A 17,743-nucleotide genomic window follows, 5' to 3' on the forward strand; every position below is an offset into this window, starting at 1 on the left:
AAACTTTATGCTGCAAACTATCCAAACCAATCTCCACCGTTATTTTAACAGGGGGCACGAGCGTTCTTTAAAAACAAAAAAGAACATCGTAAAATCCATCCTGTTAAAAGGCGGCAGTGTGGCCGTTTCTCTTACACTGATACCGCTTACTATCCATTACATTAATCCAACCCAATATGGTATTTGGCTTACGCTAAGTTCTATTATTACCTGGGCAGGGCTGTTTGATATGGGGCTGGGTAATGGCCTGAAAAATAAGCTCACCACCATGATCACGCTGGGCGATGTCTCGGGAGCACGCAGTTATATAAGTTCTACTTATGCGCTGCTGTTTATCATCGCTTTGCTGATGTTTTTGGTGTTTTATTTTGTAAACCCGTTTATCGACTGGCGTACGGTGCTCAATGCCAAAGGTAGTTCAGGCGCGGAGTTGAGTCGTGTGGTGCTGATCGTGTTCGGTTGTTTTTGCTTTCAGTTTGTTATTCAGTTGATTAACAATGTGCTAACGGCTAACCAAGTGCCTGCAAAGGTAGCGCTGATAAGCCTGATAGGGCAGATCTGTTCGCTGGCGGCTATCCTGGTACTCACCAATGTAAAACAAGGTACACTGACAGATCTGGTGATCGTAATAGCGGGTATCCCACTGGTGGTTTTAATATTTGGCAGTATATGGTTTTACCGCGGCGAATACAAGCACATTGCGCCTGGGTTTAAATACGTGAATTTTAAATATGCCAGGCAGTTACTGGCCGTAGGCAGTGCTTTCTTTATTATTCAGATCAATGCGCTGGTGTTGTACGAAACGGATAATATCGTTATAACACAGTTGTTTGGCCCTAAAGAAGTAACCACGTTTAACGTAGCGTACAAGCTGTTTTCTATTATCTTGATGTTCTTCGTAATTGTGATCACCCCGTTTTGGAGTGCCTTTACCGAGGCCTATACCAAAAACGATTATGAGTGGATTCGCAACGCGGTGAACAAGATCAACAAATTGTGGCTGGTATTGAGTTTTTGCTCGGTGCTACTGCTTATTGTATCGCCATGGCTGTACAAGGTATGGCTGGGTAAAAGCATTACTATGCCAATAACGCTGTCAATAGCCATGTGCCTGTACACCATCACCATTATTTGGCAAGCTATACACGTGCAGTTATTGAATGGCATAGGTAAAATAAAGTTGCAGGTGTATTTGGGGATAATAGGGTCGATAGTCAACATCCCGCTATCCATCTTTTTAGGCCGGCTGCTGGGTATAGCAGGTGTTACGCTGTCAAACATCATTCTGTTTGTCATTATGGGCATAACTTTTTCTATCCAAACAAATAAAATAATTAACCGTACCGCTACCGGCATTTTTAATGCTTAGCGTGCTTTGAATAAACAGGTATAAATATTTAGCGTATGAGCCCGATTTATTTCATCAGGAAGATTTACAGAGGATTACGGTTTTTGTATTATAAACTGTCGCGGGGGTACTCGTGGCTTATATCCTGCTTTAAGTTTTACCTTAACGGGGTCGATTTTCAACGAGATTTTGTAGGCTATGGTATCCCCATTTTAGATATAAACATGAAGGGGAAGTTCAGCATCGGTAAAAAATTCTGGTTCAACGGCGGTAAATACCATGCCATGGGGGGCAGGCAGCAGCAATGCTATTTTGTAGTAGCTGCCGGCGGCGAACTTACCATAGGTAACAACGTAGGCGTAACCTCGGTAGCCATTATTTGCCACAACAACATCAGCATTGGCGATAACGTGAAAATAGGCATCAATACCGTGATATACGATACTGACTTCCACTCGCTGTACGCCGATATGCGCAAAAGCATTCCCGAAAGGTTAGATGGTGTAAAAACCAAACCGGTAGTAATAAAAGAGGGTGCTTTTATAGGCGGACACACCACCATATTAAAAGGGGTAACCATAGGTAAAAATTCAATAGTTGGCGCGGGGTCGGTGGTGTTTCAAAGCATTCCCGATGAGCAGATATGGGCGGGCAATCCGGCGGTTTACATCCGCGATACATCGCCTTATTATCAACCGGCTTTTAAAACAGCATAAAATGGCACAAAGAGTATATCCGCTTTTATTATTGGTATTGATACTGGCATCGTACTTTCACATGCAGGCTATTGTACTGGCTATAGCGCTGTTTATAATTGCCATGCCCATGCAGTGGCATTTTACCGCCATAAAAATGGCCCGCTTGTTCGCGGTGTTATTGCTGCCTTCGGTATTGGGCCTTATTGCCGGGTATAAAAACGATAACTACCTAATTATAAAAGATTTTTACTACTTCCTGATGCCGGTGCTCTTCATCGCGTCGGGCATAGTGCTGGCCTGCCGTATCACTATCGAAAGCTTTTTGAAAACGCTGGTTGTGGCGGGTACAGTAGTAACGGGTTTGGTTACGGCTATATCGGTATCCTACGTAGGCTTTGGCGCGCTTACCGATCCTTATTCGGCGCATTATGCCATTGGTATAGTGGGTACGCCGGGGCCGCCCATAGCATTCGCGTGTTTGCTGCTTACTTATAAGTTTAATATCAGGCTGTATAAACCTATGATGTTTAACGCCCTGGTGGCCATTAACGCGTTCGGTATCTACATGTTCGCGTCGCGTACTTATCTCATCATTACGTTATGCTTCCTGTTTTTACTGGTGGCCGATAAAATGAAGAAGGTATGGATACTGCCAATCATCTTTATCATCGCAAGTATATTCATCGTGTTGCCGTTCAACTTATTGCAGGGCGATTCATCCAATCCCTTCGTAAATAAAATACTGCACTCTTTCTCTGAAATGAGCATCGGCGAATACAATACCGAGCAGGATATCAATACCAAATACCGTGGTTACGAATCATTTATGGCACTAAAAGGTTATGCCGAAGGCGATGTGAAAGACTGGATCTTCGGCGGTCTGGGTAAACTGATCGACCTTAAAACCTTTGTGCGCCTGGGCGAAGATTCTGATTTTCAGTTTATCCCCGTGCTGCATAATGGCTGGCTGTATATACTGGTAAAAACGGGTATTACGGGTGTAATGGCCTACATTATTGTATTCTTCACCCTCATTGCCATCAACTGGAAAAAATATGCCGATGCGCGCGGAAAGCCTGTAATACGCCTTTTTGCCGCCTTAACGGTGGGCTGTATACTTAGTCTGCTGCTTACCAATTACATAGTTACCGCGTTTTTTAATGTGGAGATGAGCATCATCATGATAACGCTGGGCTATAGTTACCTCAACTTCCACTCGCTGCTGTTTAAGCTGAAGGAGATGGAAAAACCAATTGAAATAAAAGTAACCGGGTTTCAGGCCTCTTAGCTATTAGATATATGAAACAGACAAACACCAATCCTGTAAAAGTTACGATAATAACCATCGTATACAATGCCGAAGCAACTGTTGAAGAAACCATATTGAGCGTGATAGGGCAAACCTACCCGAATATAGAATACATTGTAGTTGACGGTGGCTCTACCGATGGTACACTGGCCATTATAGAGAAATACCGCAACAAGATCAGCCGTTTCGTATCCGGCCCGGATAAGGGTATTGGCGATGGTTTTAACAAAGGAATTGCCATGGCCACAGGCGAGTGGATAGGCATGATCAATGCCGACGACTGGTACACCTCAAACGCGGTAGAAGTAATGATGGATAATGTAACCCCGCAGGATGTGGTTTGCTGCGGCAATATTATGTTGGTGGGTAACAATGGTTTTGAGAAGGAGAAAAAGAGCAAGGTGGGTTGGCTCAACTTCGGTATGTATATTATGCACCCAACCTGTTTTGTAAGACGCGAGGTTTATCAGGCAGTCGGCAATTACGATATAGGCCTAAAAATAGCCATGGACTTTGATATGTTTTTACGTATAAAACGTAAAGGTTTCAAAATAAGATATATAGATAGTTTGATTGTGTACATGCGCACCGCCGGTGTAAGCAGCGATACCGCTAAAATGCACCGTGAAGAACTGGCCGTAATGCGCAGGCATTTGCGCGGTTTAAATTACATCAGTTCGTACGTGTTCAATTATCTGAACCGCCTGCGCTGGCGCTTTGTGTACAACGATCCTTTCAGAACGCAATTAAACTAACGCTATTAGCCTGTGAAAAAAAAGATACTGATATCGGCTTATGCTTTATCCCCGGTGAAGGGGTCGGAGTTTGCGGTGGCCTGGAACACGGTTACCAAACTGGCCGATCATCATGAACTGTGGGTACTGTACGGCATGTCTGATGATCACATGGGCGATACGCAAACCATGCGGCAGTATATTATCGACCATCCGCTGCCATCGGTTCATTTTATTGAGGTGCGCGGGAGTTGGCTGGCCAATACCATTAACCTGCTGAACAAGGTTGGCTTGGGCTGGTTCTTTTATTTCGCTTATTATTTATGGCAAAAGGAGGCTCTAAAAACAGCCCGCGAAATTTTAAAAAGGGTTGATATTGATGTAGTGCACCAACTGGGGCCTATTGGTTTTCGTGAGCCGGGTTTTTTGTGGGAACTGAATAAACCAATGGTTTGGGGGCCGATAGGCGGGATGATATTCACAGATGAACGCCTGTTGCAGGGCAAAGCTCTATTAACCCGGTTAAAGTTTCGGTTAAAGAACAGTATTAATACCTATCAGCTTAATTCGGGCCGAATAAGAACTGCTTTTGAAAAGGCCGATGTATTGTTCACCTCCACGCAATCGGGCAGGGAAATAGTGAAAGAAAAGTTTGAGAGGGATAGCTATTACTTACCAGAGGTAGGCATTTTAAAGCAAATGCCTTTTGATCGCGATAAGTTTAAAAATATTGCAGACGGAAAGGTAGAACTGGTATGGTCTGGCAGTCATATTGAACGTAAAAACCTGGAATTATGCCTTGATGCACTGGCTAAGGTTAAAGCGAGCAACTGGGTACTCAATGTATTAGGCAGCGGTCCGCTTACCGAAAAACTGAAACTCAAAGCAAGCCAATTAAATATAGGCGACCGCATTAAATGGCATGGCCACTTAAAACGGGAAGAGGCTATAAACGTAATGGCGCAATCGCATCTACATATTATTACCAGTATTGCCGAAGATAATACTACCGTAATATTTGAGGCCATGAGCTTTAACGTACCCACGCTGGCGCTTAACCATTGCGGCATGCGTGATGTAATTTGCGATAGCTGCGGCATCCGTATAGATATAGACGACCGCGATATGATGGTGAACAATTTGGCTGTGGCTTTAAACGGATTACTCACCAATCCGCAACGCTTGGAAATACTGGCCAAAAACACAGGTATTTGCGCCGATTCGCACAGCTGGGATAAACGATTGGTACGGTTAGAGAATATGTACAACGAGGCAATTTCATTGCATAACGAGCGTAAACGGGTTCCTGAAATATTAATGGCATAACCAAATGAAGTTGGACTTAAACAGCAAGATAAAATTAGGTATCGATGCCAAATGGTTCTTCGAGGGGCCGCCGAGTGGTAACATGGTGGTAAAAAACCTTGTAGACGAAATTATACGCAACAACCGTGGCCGCTATGATATTTACCTGCTGCTTACCCAAAAATCGAAAGCGCAGGCCATTGCACATTTCCCGGCAGGGATAAACCTTATTTTTTTGCCAAACGTGCCCAACCTGTTATCCAACATGCTCATCATTCCTTACGTGGCCTGGAAACATAATATCGAAGTAATGCTGTTTCAAAATTTCAGCAGTTTATGGTCGCTGGGTTTGTATACTATTGCCTATATACATGATGTGCTGTTTCTCGATCATCCTCAATATTATACCAAAGCCGAGCTGCTTTACTTTAAAAACATGAAGTACCTCGCCGCCCGTGCGGATATGATCATCACCATATCGGGTACGGAAAAGGAGCGACTGGTAAAAAATCATGTATCCAGCGAAAACAAAACCGCTGTGGTGTATCATGGTATAAACGATCATTTCAAAACATTATCCAGCTACCCCTTGCAGCAAATGGACGATGTAGCCCGCAAGTATAATTTGCCCGGCCGCTACTTGCTGTGTGTGGGGAGGGTGAACATCCGAAAAAATTTGATCAGCCTGGTGAAAGCGCTGGCATTGATAGATGACCCGGCTATTAAACTGGTGATCGTGGGTGAACAGGGCAGCATTAATTCGCAAATTGAAGACCATATTGAAGCCGGCAATTTAAAGGATAGGGTAGTGTTCACCGGGCATGTACCCGAGGAAGACCTCTACCTGATCTACGCCCGGGCGACAATCTTTTGTTTTCCATCATTTGCCGAGGGCTTTGGTTTACCGCCTTTGGAGGCCATGCAATGCGGCGTGCCCGTAGTGGTATCAAACCGCACGGCTATGCCCGAGGTATGCGGCGACGCGGCGGTTTATATCGACCCGGATAGCACTTTCGATATCGCCCACAAAATAAATAACCTGCTAAACGATGTAGATTATTACCGCCAAAAGGTTACCGAAGGTATCAACCACGCTAAAAACTTTACCTGGGAACGTTCGGCTAATAAAATCCTCAACATAATTGATAACGCGTATGTTAATTGAAAAGATCATACGCAAACTAAAAGGCAACCCCGATTATAAGTGGGAGAACAGCTACAGCCTGAAGGAATTATTCGTGATCCTGTCGGGGCGCTTTAGCCAGTTGCTGCGTGGGGCATGGGGCAAAATGTTCTTCAAAAGCTCGCACGGTCTGGTGTTTATGGGTTCAAACGTGGTGATCAAACATGCCTACCTGTTTTCGGCAGGCACCAACCTGATACTGGAGGATAATGTGTATGTTAACGCTTTATCGTTCGATGGTATCAATATCAAAAACAATGTTTCCATAGCCCGCAACTGCACCATTATTTGCACAGGGGTAATATCGCAAAAAGGCAAAGGCATTACCATTGGCGATAACAGCGGCATTAACGCGGGCACATATTTAGCCGGGCAGGGGGGAATTGAAATAGGGGATAACGTGATCATAGGGCCTGGGGTAAAGATATTTTCAGAGAACCATAACTTTTCCGATCTGCATGTGAACATTAAAGACCAGGGTGTATCGCGCAGCGGGGTTACTATCAAAAACAATTGCTGGATTGGTGCCGGTGTAACCATTTTAGCCGGGGTTACCATTGGCGAAGGTTGCGTTATAGCAGCGGGCAGTATCGTAACCAAATCGGTAGCGGCAAATTCGGTAGTGGCAGGTGTGCCGGGTCGGGTATTAAAAAGCCGCAAAGAACTAAACAGCAGGGATATCCCGGTATAATATTAATTACAGATACAGTATAATGAGCAACGGTTTCAATAAGTTTAAAGGATCATGCCTGTTTATCGCCTGCGGCTTTATCAGTTGGCTGCCGTTTCACACATTGCGTATTGGGCTGTTGCGTTTGTTAAAAGCAAAAATAGGCAGTCGGGTGGGTATTTACAGGGGCTTTGAAGTACGTAGTCCATGGAAGTTGCGGGTGGGCAATAGCTCTATCATAGGTCATAACGCCCTGCTTGATGCCCGCATGGGTTTGCATATAGGCAGTAATGTGAACATCAGTAACGAGGTAATGATATGGACACTGCACCACGATTATAATACTACCGATTTTGCGCAGGTAGGTAAAACGGTAGTAATTGAAGATTATGCCTGGCTATGCTCACGTTCGGTAATTTTACCGGGAGTAACCATTGGCAAGGGCGCAGTTGTAGCCGCGGGGGCGGTGGTTACCAGAGATGTGCAGCCTTACACCGTGGTAGGCGGCATACCGGCCAAACCCATAGCCAAACGAATGGAAGATCTTACTTATGATCTGGGCGATGCCATATTGCCCATCATATAACAATCCGGTTTAAAGCTTCCAGCTGATATTTGACTTGAGTACCCGCATAGGGTTTCCGCCAAAAATATTGTTTTCGCCCACCAGTTTTTTGGTCACCAGCGAATTAGCCGCCACAATACTTCCCGAAGGGATAACAGAACCTTTTAATATAGTACAACGGCAACCCACCCATACTTTGTCGCCAATAATTACTTCTTTAGGATGATTGAATACTTCGCCGTTCTCGTCGAATATATGGTGAAAGTCAGTATCCATAACTAATGATTCCCATGAGATGCCGCTTTGGTTACCTATCTCTATCTTTTTGGCGGCTACCAGCGCGCACTCTGTGCTCATGTTAAAATCTTCGCCTATAATCAGCTGTCCCTCGGGGCCAACATTGATCTTGCAGCCGTGCATAATAAAGGCCCTGCCGTTAAATACCACTTCGCCGTAAACCTCCCAAATAGCCCGCGACCGCTTAAAATCAGATATGCCGATGCGACCGTAGCCAATTTGTACCATGGCCGTTTTAATGGGGCCGTTCAGCGTAACCTTTCCCTGGGTTTTGTATAAGTATACATTGTTTGATATAAATACAGGCAGCTTAACAGCGGTTTTAAAAGGGAAGTATTTCAGGTTGAAAACAATGGTTTTAAGATTGATCCTTTTCAGCAGTTTCAGCACCTTGCTCATACGTTGATAGTTGTTTAATGTAGCTATACTTTAATTATACCACAATTTATTTACAACTCCAATTCGGCATAATATCTATTCTATTCGCCTGTGAACAAATTCATTCAGTTTGTTCATAACAGCCTGAAACACGGCATTTAAGGGCTTTCGTCCGTATAATTATTAAACTTTTGAAGCCGGGGGATAACACATCATCAGGTACTCAAAAATAGTAATTAATTATATCCGTGAACTAAAACATTTGAGAATATGCGTATCGCCATCATTGGAACCAGGGGAATTCCGAACCACTACGGAGGTTTTGAACAATGTGCCGAATATTTAGCGGCAGGCTTAGCAAAAAAGGGCTATGAGGTTGTAGTTTACAACTCGCACAACCATCCTTACCAGGAAAAAGACTGGAACGGGGTGGAGATACGGCACTGTTACGATCCGGAATTTAAGCTGGGTACAATAGGCCAGTTTCTTTACGATCTTAACTGCATAAAAGATGTGCGTAAAGATAAGTTTGATGTGATCCTTCAATTGGGTTACACCAGCGGTTCGGTTTGGGGATGGTTGCTGCCGCGCAATGCCGTAGTTACCACCAATATGGATGGCATGGAATGGAAACGTCAGAAGTATTCAAAACCGGTACAAAAGTTCCTGCAATTTGCAGAGAAACTGGCCGTAAGGTATAGTGATCATTTAATTGCCGATTCGGTAGAGATACAACGTTATTTGGGTGGAAAATATCATAAACCGTCAACCTATATACCGTACGGAGCTATCGTTTTTGAACAACCCAAGACTTCAATTTTGGCCGATTATGAGCTGGAACCATACAACTACGATATGCTGATTGCCCGTATGGAGCCGGAAAACAGTGTAGAGATCATACTGGATGGCGTGGCCAAATCAAAGCTTAACCGTAAGTTTTTGGTGGTAGGCTGTACAGATAATACGTTCGGCACTTATCTTAAAGATAAATTTAAAGATCATCATAATATTGTTTTCTGCGGAGGTATTTATGATATGGGTAAATTGAACAACCTGCGCTATCATTCTAACGTATACTTCCACGGGCATACAGTGGGTGGTACCAACCCTTCGTTACTGGAGGCAATGGCATCAAACAGCCTGATCTGCTCGCACAATAACAAGTTTAACAAAGCCATTTTGGGTGATGACGCGTTGTATTTTGCAAATGCCGATGAAGTGGCCGATAGTTTAATAGCCGCCGTAAAAAGCAGCGGTGTTTATAATAAGTTTTTGGTGAATAATAAGGATAAAATTAACAATATTTATACCTGCGAAAACATCATCAATTCTTATGCAAGCCATTTTGAATCGATAGTTTTGGAAAGAACCAAAGTATACCCGAATGTATCCGGCCGTACCGAGGTTGCTTTAGTGCTTGAAAATTCATAAACCTAACCATATATGCCTATAAAAAAACAGTTTCTTACTTTGCTTTGCCTCATCAGCATGGCCACCGTGTTATTCAGTTCGTGCTCGTACAAACAAAACCAGGTGCTTTTTGAAAACCCGGTGGGCGCGGCACCTGTAAGCAACACAGGCTACGAAGCACCGATATATAAAATTAAACCACAGGATATTTTGCAGGTTCGTAACCTGCAAAATATCAAATACATAGTTGAAGATGTTTCATCGGCTGCCACACCATCGGGCGGCGGCTCATCATCATCAGCTAACGCGCAGGGCCAGGCTTACCAGGTAGAGGAAGATGGAACAGTCGCCTTACCGGTTATAGGCCGCATCCCGGTGGCGGGTTTATCAAGACTGGAAGCTGCCAAGAAAATAGAGGCATCATACAAAGAAAAACTGCTTAAAGATCCCATTATTGAGGTGAAGATAGTTAACCTGAAAGTTACCCTTTTTGGCGAAATAAAAGTGCCCGGCAACTACCCGTTAATTAAAGATAAAACCACGTTGGTTGACATCATCGGCGAGGCCGGAGGTTTAACAGATAAGGCGAACGAAAAAACGATAAAGATCATTCGCGGGGGGACATCAAATCCGCAAACCACGGTGATAAATTTAAGCGATATCAACTCGCTCACCAACCCGGCAATTGTACTGCAAAACCAGGACATTGTTTATGTGGCGCAAAACAAACGCGCCATCCGCAGCGAGAAATTACAAAATTTTTCTTTAATAGCACAGCCCGCTTTGCTGTTACTGAACACCGCGCTAATTATACTGACTTTAGCCAAGTAAAATACACGATTACGGTTGCAAATGACGGCGCGAGGCCTGTCTGTTAACCGTAATCGTTACAAGTTTTATGCTATCCAAGCAGGCTGCTGGTAAAGGTGAGTTTTATTTTAGTTTGAAAGTTTTGAATCACCTTGAAGATCTCCTTCAGCGTAACCCGCTCAATTTTGCTCAATCCCGAAATATCTATGTAGTTATCCGGCGAGGTATGATCGTGCAGCAGCTGTATGGTTTGGTTTTTAAGCCGCATGCTCATCAAAAAATAGTACGATTGTGTTAGCTCATTATACTCGGCATCGGTGAAGATGCTTTTCTCTTTCAGCGCTTTCATCCGTTCACCTGTATTTACTTCAAAAATGCTGTTCTTAAGCGCGTAAACCCGCACGAGGTCAACAATGGGCGACATGGCTTTTTTAATATCGAATACCTCGCGCGAGTCTTTAGTAAAGGTACGGATATTGTTAAAAAAGGTTAGCGGCGGCTCGTATTGCAAAGCGTTTTTAGCCATGTGGAAAAATAAGCGGCCTAATGGTTCCTGTAACTTTTCGCCCAAAAAATCATGCAGCTCATCCATTATCGTATCATCGCCATAAATGGTGCGGCAATCAAAAAAGGTAGAAAAATTGATCACCGTTTCCGGTACCGATTCGTCCATCCATTCCTCGTAATTCTTTTTCCAGTGCGATAACGAGTGTGTCCACTTAGGGTTTTGCGCCATAAAGCCACCGGTACAAAAGCTAAAGCCAATGGTATCCAGCTTGGTTGATACCTGCGTGGCAAACTCCAGGAAATAATCCCTTACCAGTTCGCGGTGTTCGTTGGCCTTGTCTTCGTAAATAATGGCGTTATCCTGGTCGGTTTTAAAGGTTTGCTCTTTACGGCCCTCGCTGCCCAGCACCATAAAAACAAATTTGGCAGGCGGCTGCCCTAAACCGGCAATTACATGCTCAATTACCTTTTGGGCAATGGTATCGGCAATGGTGGTTACTACCTGGTTGGCTATTTGGGCATGTACCCCGCGTTGTAATAGCTGGTTCACAAAGGCTGGTACGGCATCCCATTTGCGCTTCAATTCATCATCAGAAACGGCCGACTTTACCGACTGAATAAACACCAGCGGGGATTGCGCCTGCTCGCTTAATAACTTGTTCCGGCTTAAAAAACCGATGTAATCTCCATCGCGTTTTACCAGCAGGTAACGTGTTTTGGTGCTGAACATCATTAGCAAGGCTTCGTAAACATAAGCTTCGGCATCAACACTTACCACCGGTTTATCCATAACGGTATTGATAGCATCCTGTGGATTACGTTGTTGCGCTATCACTTTATCGCGCAGGGTAATATCGGTTACGTAGCCTTCAATTTTATGTTGTTCGTTGCAAATGAAAAGACAGCTCACTTTTTGCGCAGCCATAATACGCGCCGCCTCGTGGATAGGGGTAAGGCCGCTGCATTTTACAATGGAGCGGTACTCAATGCTCTCTATCTTCCGCGAATATAGCTGATCGGCTGCCGAATAATCTTCTTCAACGGCCGTGGGGCGCTTAAAAAAATGCACAAACTCTTCGTTCTGCATACGTTTGCCAAACTCCGACGAAAAGTACTGGAAAAATGCTTCGTTCGATTTGCAAAGCGCCCTGAAATCGCGGCGGTGCAAAAAGTAAACTGTGGTGCCCTTGGTGGCCATTACCGTACGCAACGACTGCCGCCTGTTGAGCAATACCGATACGCCGCCGTAGCAAAAGCCGGGTTCGTGTATCTCAACCAATCGTTTATTTTGGGCGCTATCGTAAAAAAAAGATTCGTAATGGCCTTTCACAATAATATCCACACCCTTCATCTTGGTTATTTCCTGCTGATAAATAATGGTGTCTTTATTATAGCTGATCTCCTGCAACTGGTCGGCCACTTGCAGCAGCGTATCTTCGGGGAGCAGGTTAAACGGTGTTACGCTCTTAAGAAATTCCAATCGTTCATTCATACCAGATAAAAGATTAAAATGCCTATCAATACTACTAATAACGCAGGTAATACGCAACCTGTATTTTTACCTGTAGGATTTCGCCATTTAGCAGCTTCCGCGTTTTGCTCATCAATAAGTTTTGAGGTTATTTCGCCGCGGTTAAGCAGTTCAAAATAGCATTCCGCGGTAGCCTCGGTATCCACCAGCGCATTATGCTGGCCTTCCAGTTCTTTGTAAAAAAGTACCCTGTATAATTCATCTAATCGCAGCTGTCGTGGCATGGGATTGCGGGCCAGGTATTTTGAAGCCAGCATAGTGCAAAAAACGGGGAGAGTGTGCAATGGATTATCAATGCCTGCACGGTGAAGGTCGGCGCTGATCACATAATAATCGAGCTTGATAAAATGGCCTATAACCATTGGCCTGAACCTTAGCATATCGTTCACCAGTAAATTCATCACCTCGCTGCGGCTTTTGCCATGTTGGGCAAGGTACTCATCGGTGATGCCATGCACGCGCAAGGCCGATTCGCTGATCTCGAAATCAGTATTGCGGATATAATGATCCTGCCGTTTTATCTCCTCACGATCGTGATTATAAATTATCCATGAAACCTGAACCGCGTGAGGCCAGTTATCGACGGCCGTATAAGGCACCGACCAGTTTTTGGGCAACCCGGAAGCTTCGGTATCAATAAACAAAAAATAATCACTCACAAAATAGCAGGTTTGGCCATACGGCAGGTTTAGGCAGTGAATTTACAATAATTTACCTTTTATCAGCAAACCACACAAAAAAGTCGCGGTAACTATTATGCTACCGCGACTTTGATTTTTTTGATATAAAGCGATTGCCGTTATATTTTTATACATAAAATAGGATAACCATATTATGAAAACATTAAGTGTTTGTAACATTGTGCTATTGGTGAGCGGCTAACAGTATGTTAGGTTTTTATTAAACTGTTTGGAATTCAGGTTTTTATATCTTCATAAACATCCGTTGCTTTTTTGTTTAAAAGATATTAACCCGTTAACCTATTTCTAATGCACTTGCTTATTAGTTACTTTGTAACTTTTAAAACTACCTTATACCAATGGAAGAGGATATCCTGCTACAGATAAGTAACCGAATAAAAGAACGTCGTCGCGAAAAGAATATAACCGTACAGGAACTTGCCATAAGGGCCAATGTAAGTAAGGGACTTATTTCACAAATTGAGAACAGCCGTACTATACCATCATTAATAGTATTGATAGATATTATTAAATCGTTGGATATAGATTTGAACGAGTTCTTTAAAGATATCCGCTCAAAAGATAATCAGCAGCCTATACTTATAAAACGTAAGGAAGATTATGATCATTTTGAGAAGGAGCATGCCAATGGCTTCAGTTACCAGCGTATCTTCACACAATCTATACAGCAATCAACCATCGATATCGTTATATTGGAGTTAACTCCCGATGCTAATCGTCCGTTGGTAGAAACCGAAGCTTTTGAGTATAAGTACATACTAAAGGGTAGGGTAGAGTATCAGTTTAATGATGACCTGATAGCGCTTAACGAAGGCGACTCGATGCTTTTCGACGGCCGTATACCCCATACACCACGCAGCCTTAGCGATACAGGCGCTACCATGCTGGTGATTTACTTTTTTGAAGATAAAAAATAGCCGGTTTTATTTCGCCATTAATACTTAACTATACTTTAACACAAAATTAGTTTGATTTTAATAAACAAAGTTTAGTATTGTTAAACTTTATTTGTGCGATAAATGGCAATAAAATTAGTAGTATTTGATATAGCCGGTACCACGGTTAAAGACGACCACGATGTAAGCAAAGCCTTTCAGGCGGCGCTGAAAAAGTTTGGTTACGAGGTTCCCGTCGAGCTGATCGATCCATTGATGGGCTACGAAAAAAATCAGGCCATCAGGCAAATGCTGCGCCTGCACGAGCGTCGCGAAGAAAAGATCACTGCCGAACTGGTAGGCAAAATACACAAGGAGTTTGTACAGCAAATGATACTGCACTACCGGCAAGCGCCCGGTATTGAGCCATTGCCCAATGTAGAAGAAACTTTTGCCGCGCTCCGTGCCAAAAATATACAGGTAGGTATCAATACAGGTTTCTCGCGCGATATTGCCGACGCTATAGTAAACCGCCTGCAATGGCAGGAAAAAGGTTTGATAGATTATTTGGTAGGATCTGACGAAGTAGAGCTTGGTCGCCCGCACCCGTACATGATCCAGAAAATGATGGATGCCGCCGGCATTAAAACCGCTAAAGAAGTAGCCAAAATTGGCGATACCGAAGTTGATGTACGCGAAGGCCAAAACGCAGGTTGTAAATATGTAATAGGCATAACCACCGGCACATTCACCCGCACCGAGCTGGAAGCCTACCATCCAACCCATATAATTGACGATATAGCACAAGTTATTGACATAGTTAGCGCCAAATAAAATGAGTATCATTAACAATTTGCGCGCAAAGGTCGCGGGATGGCCTTACGCTTTATTATCGGTAATGGCAGCAGTATCTGCTTTTGGGGCTTATACTTCTATGTACGCTTTCCGCAAGGCTTTTGCGGCGGGTACATTTACCGGTCAGCATTATTTTAATGTTGATTATAAGGTTTGGCTGGTAATAGCGCAGGTGGTGGGGTACACCTTTAGTAAATTTTACGGTATAAAGTTTATTGCCGAAGTAAACCCGGCCAGGCGGGCGCAAAGCATATTGCTGCTCATTGGTGTATCATGGCTGGCATTGTTGGGCTTTGCGTTTGTACCTGCACCTTACAATATAGTTTTTCTTTTTATCAACGGTTTTCCGCTCGGTATGATATGGGGGTTGGTCTTCGGGTATCTCGAAGGCCGCCGCTCAACCGAGTTTATGGCAGCCGTTATGTCTATAAGTTTAATATTCGCGTCGGGTTTTGTGAAAACTGTGGGGCGTACGCTGCTTAGCGCGTTCCATGTAAACGAATATTGGATGCCGTTTATCACCGGGGCTATTTTTGTACTGCCCCTGCTGCTGTTCGTTTTTTGTTTGGAACTGATACCGCAACCATCCGCAGAAGATAAACAACAGCGTGCCGAGCGCACACCCATGAACGCCACCGAACGCAGGCAATTTATCATGCGTTTTTTGCCGGGTATTATCCTCACGCTTATTATTTACGTACTGCTCACCATAATGCGCGATGTACGCGATAATTTCGAGGTAGAGATCTGGGCTGATCTGGGTGTGAAAAGCAACAGTATTTATACCAATATCGATACGCTTATCTCTGTCATTGTACTGGTAGCCATGAGCTTACTCATCCTCATTAAAAAGAACTTACGGGCATTCAGCGTTATTCACCTCATGATCATCGGCGGTTGTGTGCTGGTAGGCGTGTCAACCATATTGTTTGATCTGGAAGCCATCAGCCCAATAACTTGGATGACCATGGCCGGGTTAGGTTTATACCTGGGTTATGTACCCTACAATGCCATTTTCTTCGAGCGGATGATCGCTTCATTCAAATACCGAAGCAACGTCGGTTTTGTGATGTACATAGCCGATGCCGCCGGATATTTAGGCAGCGTAAGCGTACTACTCATCAAAGAACTGGGCAGGCCTACCATTAGCTGGGGCGCGTTTTTTAAGGAAGGCGTTCTGATTGTTGCCATAGTTGGCGGCGTAAGCGCGGTAATGTCATTAATATATTTTTTACAAAGCGCGCGAAAAAGTAATAAAAGCGCTAAAAATTTAAACATCATCACGGTATGAAACAAAAGTCGGCAATAGTTATAGGAGCAGGCATAGTGGGCCTTGCAACGACAAGGGCACTGGCTACACGAGGTTATAAAGTCACCGTATTTGAACGTAACGAGCGTGCTGTGGGTGCATCAATACGTAATTTTGGTATGGTGTGGCCAATAGGGCAGGCCACCGGGCCAATGTTTGAAAGGGCCATGCTGTCTCGCAGCATCTGGAAAACGGTTTGTACCGAAGCCGATATCTGGCATGACGAAGTTGGCTCGCTGCATTTGGCTTATCATGATGATGAGCTACAGGTAATTGCCGACTATGTGGAAGCCAACAAAAATGACCGCGACTGCGCCTTACTTACACCGGCCGAAGCACTGAAAAGATCACCGGCTGTAAACCCGGATGGTTTAAAGGGCGCTTTATGGAGCGGCGAAGAAATGATCATTGAGTCACGTGTAGCGGTAGGGCAGGTGGCCGCTTACCTTGCCGGTAAATTCGGTGTTGAGTTTCATTGGAACACGGCCATAAGCCAAATTGAAGCGCCAAAGGTTTACTCCGGTAAACGTACCTGGGAGGCCGACGAAATATTTGTATGCAGCGGTGCCGATTTTGAAACCCTGTATCCCGAATTATTCCTGCAAACCAATATCAGCAAATGTAAACTGCAAATGATGCGTTTGGTTACCCAGCCCGAGGGTTGGCGCATAGGTCCGTCGCTTTGCGGTGGTTTATCTATGATCCATTATCCAGGTTTTCAGATAGCTGCTTCATTACCTGCGCTTAAGCAGCGTTATGAGGAACAGTATGCCGAACATTTAAAATGGGGCATCCATGTAATGGTATCGCAAAATGGCGGCGGCGAACTTACTATAGGCGACTCGCACGAATATGGTTTGGTGCACGATCCGTTCGATAAGGAATTTATTAACAAATTAATTACCGACTACCTGCATACCTTCGCTACTTTTAAAGACTGGAAACTGCTGCAATCGTGGCATGGCATCTACCCAAAAATGATGAACGGCGAAACCGAATTTATCACCGATCCGGAACCGGGTGTAACCATCATCAACGGTGTTGGCGGCAACGGGATGACACTGTCATTCGGCCTTTGCGAGCAATATTTTGCGGGCAGGTGATCTGCTAATTGAGCTTTTCAATAACCTAAATAGAGAAAAATGCGTCTGGTTTAACTACCGGGCGCATTTTTATTTCGCTGTAAATCAGTGATAAATAATTTATTTCAAATAAAAACTATAAAATCTATGTGAATAGTAGTTTAAATGTGTATGTT

At 44.0% G+C, this 17,743-nt stretch carries 17 protein-coding genes; 14 read left to right on the forward strand and 3 right to left on the reverse strand.

Annotated features, from left to right (window positions below):
• Positions 1–7: 7 nt before the first annotated feature.
• The 8 genes from AC07NA_RS23320 to AC07NA_RS23355 all read left to right on the forward strand — a co-directional run bounded on the left by AC07NA_RS23320 (position 8) and on the right by AC07NA_RS23355 (position 7,833).
• The gene (locus AC07NA_RS23320) at positions 8–1,369 is read left to right on the forward strand and encodes a lipopolysaccharide biosynthesis protein (protein ID WP_494900188.1); all 1,362 of its coding nucleotides are present in this window, start codon (positions 8–10) and stop codon (positions 1,367–1,369) included.
• 35 nt (positions 1,370–1,404) lie between these two features.
• On the forward strand, positions 1,405–2,064 hold the full coding sequence (locus AC07NA_RS23325; RefSeq protein WP_494900190.1) for an acyltransferase: 660 nt from the start codon (positions 1,405–1,407) through the stop codon (positions 2,062–2,064).
• A 1-nt stretch (position 2,065) separates the two neighbouring features.
• Positions 2,066–3,334, forward strand: coding sequence for a hypothetical protein (locus AC07NA_RS23330; RefSeq protein ID WP_494900192.1), 1,269 nt, complete (start codon positions 2,066–2,068; stop codon positions 3,332–3,334).
• Positions 3,335–3,345: 11 nt separating this feature from the next.
• On the forward strand, positions 3,346–4,110 hold the full coding sequence (locus AC07NA_RS23335; protein ID WP_494900193.1) for a glycosyltransferase family 2 protein: 765 nt from the start codon (positions 3,346–3,348) through the stop codon (positions 4,108–4,110).
• A 12-nt stretch (positions 4,111–4,122) separates the two neighbouring features.
• A complete protein-coding gene (locus tag AC07NA_RS23340; protein ID WP_494900195.1) occupies positions 4,123–5,415 on the forward strand; it encodes a glycosyltransferase family 4 protein in 1,293 nt (430 codons plus the stop codon).
• A gap of 4 nt (positions 5,416–5,419) precedes the next feature.
• The gene (locus AC07NA_RS23345) at positions 5,420–6,559 is read left to right on the forward strand and encodes a glycosyltransferase family 4 protein (protein WP_494900196.1); all 1,140 of its coding nucleotides are present in this window, start codon (positions 5,420–5,422) and stop codon (positions 6,557–6,559) included.
• Positions 6,549–7,268 (forward strand): acyltransferase, encoded by a 720-nt coding sequence (locus tag AC07NA_RS23350; protein WP_494900197.1) that lies wholly within the window; start codon positions 6,549–6,551, stop codon positions 7,266–7,268. Before AC07NA_RS23345 ends, AC07NA_RS23350 begins: the two co-directional genes overlap by 11 nt.
• A gap of 292 nt (positions 7,269–7,560) precedes the next feature.
• Positions 7,561–7,833: a DapH/DapD/GlmU-related protein gene (locus AC07NA_RS23355; RefSeq protein ID WP_425562996.1), complete on the forward strand. Its 273-nt coding sequence runs from the start codon at positions 7,561–7,563 to the stop codon at positions 7,831–7,833.
• A gap of 9 nt (positions 7,834–7,842) precedes the next feature.
• Here AC07NA_RS23355 and AC07NA_RS23360 read toward each other — a convergent pair whose 3' ends face one another.
• Positions 7,843–8,508: an acyltransferase gene (locus AC07NA_RS23360; protein WP_494900198.1), complete on the reverse strand. Its 666-nt coding sequence runs from the start codon at positions 8,506–8,508 to the stop codon at positions 7,843–7,845.
• Between the two features lie 249 nt (positions 8,509–8,757).
• On the opposite strand from AC07NA_RS23360, the gene AC07NA_RS23365 reads away from it, so the two are divergent.
• Together AC07NA_RS23365 and AC07NA_RS23370 are read left to right on the forward strand one after the other, a co-directional pair.
• The gene (locus AC07NA_RS23365; protein ID WP_494900200.1) at positions 8,758–9,918 is read left to right on the forward strand and encodes a DUF1972 domain-containing protein; all 1,161 of its coding nucleotides are present in this window, start codon (positions 8,758–8,760) and stop codon (positions 9,916–9,918) included.
• Between the two features lie 12 nt (positions 9,919–9,930).
• Positions 9,931–10,728 (forward strand): polysaccharide biosynthesis/export family protein, encoded by a 798-nt coding sequence (locus AC07NA_RS23370; RefSeq protein WP_345212924.1) that lies wholly within the window; start codon positions 9,931–9,933, stop codon positions 10,726–10,728.
• 70 nt (positions 10,729–10,798) lie between these two features.
• Here the strand turns inward: AC07NA_RS23370 and AC07NA_RS23375 are convergent, their stop codons facing one another.
• Positions 10,799–12,706 carry a DUF294 nucleotidyltransferase-like domain-containing protein gene (locus AC07NA_RS23375; RefSeq protein ID WP_494900202.1) on the reverse strand — a complete coding sequence of 636 codons (1,908 nt, stop codon included), beginning with the start codon at positions 12,704–12,706 and terminating at the stop codon, positions 10,799–10,801.
• Positions 12,703–13,404: a 3'-5' exonuclease gene (locus tag AC07NA_RS23380; protein WP_345212926.1), complete on the reverse strand. Its 702-nt coding sequence runs from the start codon at positions 13,402–13,404 to the stop codon at positions 12,703–12,705. The genes AC07NA_RS23375 and AC07NA_RS23380 overlap by 4 nt, the downstream gene beginning before the upstream one ends.
• A gap of 380 nt (positions 13,405–13,784) precedes the next feature.
• Between AC07NA_RS23380 and AC07NA_RS23385 the strand changes: the two genes are divergently transcribed.
• From AC07NA_RS23385 to AC07NA_RS23400, 4 genes are all read left to right on the forward strand, one after another.
• Positions 13,785–14,363: a helix-turn-helix domain-containing protein gene (locus AC07NA_RS23385; RefSeq protein WP_494900204.1), complete on the forward strand. Its 579-nt coding sequence runs from the start codon at positions 13,785–13,787 to the stop codon at positions 14,361–14,363.
• Between the two features lie 102 nt (positions 14,364–14,465).
• Positions 14,466–15,155, forward strand: a complete 690-nt coding sequence (locus tag AC07NA_RS23390) for an HAD-IA family hydrolase (RefSeq protein WP_494900206.1) — start codon at positions 14,466–14,468, stop codon at positions 15,153–15,155.
• Between the two features lies 1 nt (position 15,156).
• Positions 15,157–16,467, forward strand: coding sequence for a DUF5690 family protein (locus tag AC07NA_RS23395; RefSeq protein ID WP_494900208.1), 1,311 nt, complete (start codon positions 15,157–15,159; stop codon positions 16,465–16,467).
• Positions 16,464–17,588, forward strand: coding sequence for a TIGR03364 family FAD-dependent oxidoreductase (locus AC07NA_RS23400; RefSeq protein WP_494900210.1), 1,125 nt, complete (start codon positions 16,464–16,466; stop codon positions 17,586–17,588). Before AC07NA_RS23395 ends, AC07NA_RS23400 begins: the two co-directional genes overlap by 4 nt.
• Positions 17,589–17,743 lie beyond the last annotated feature (155 nt).

Source organism: Mucilaginibacter sp. GW821-FHT07G05 (genome assembly GCF_059418565.1).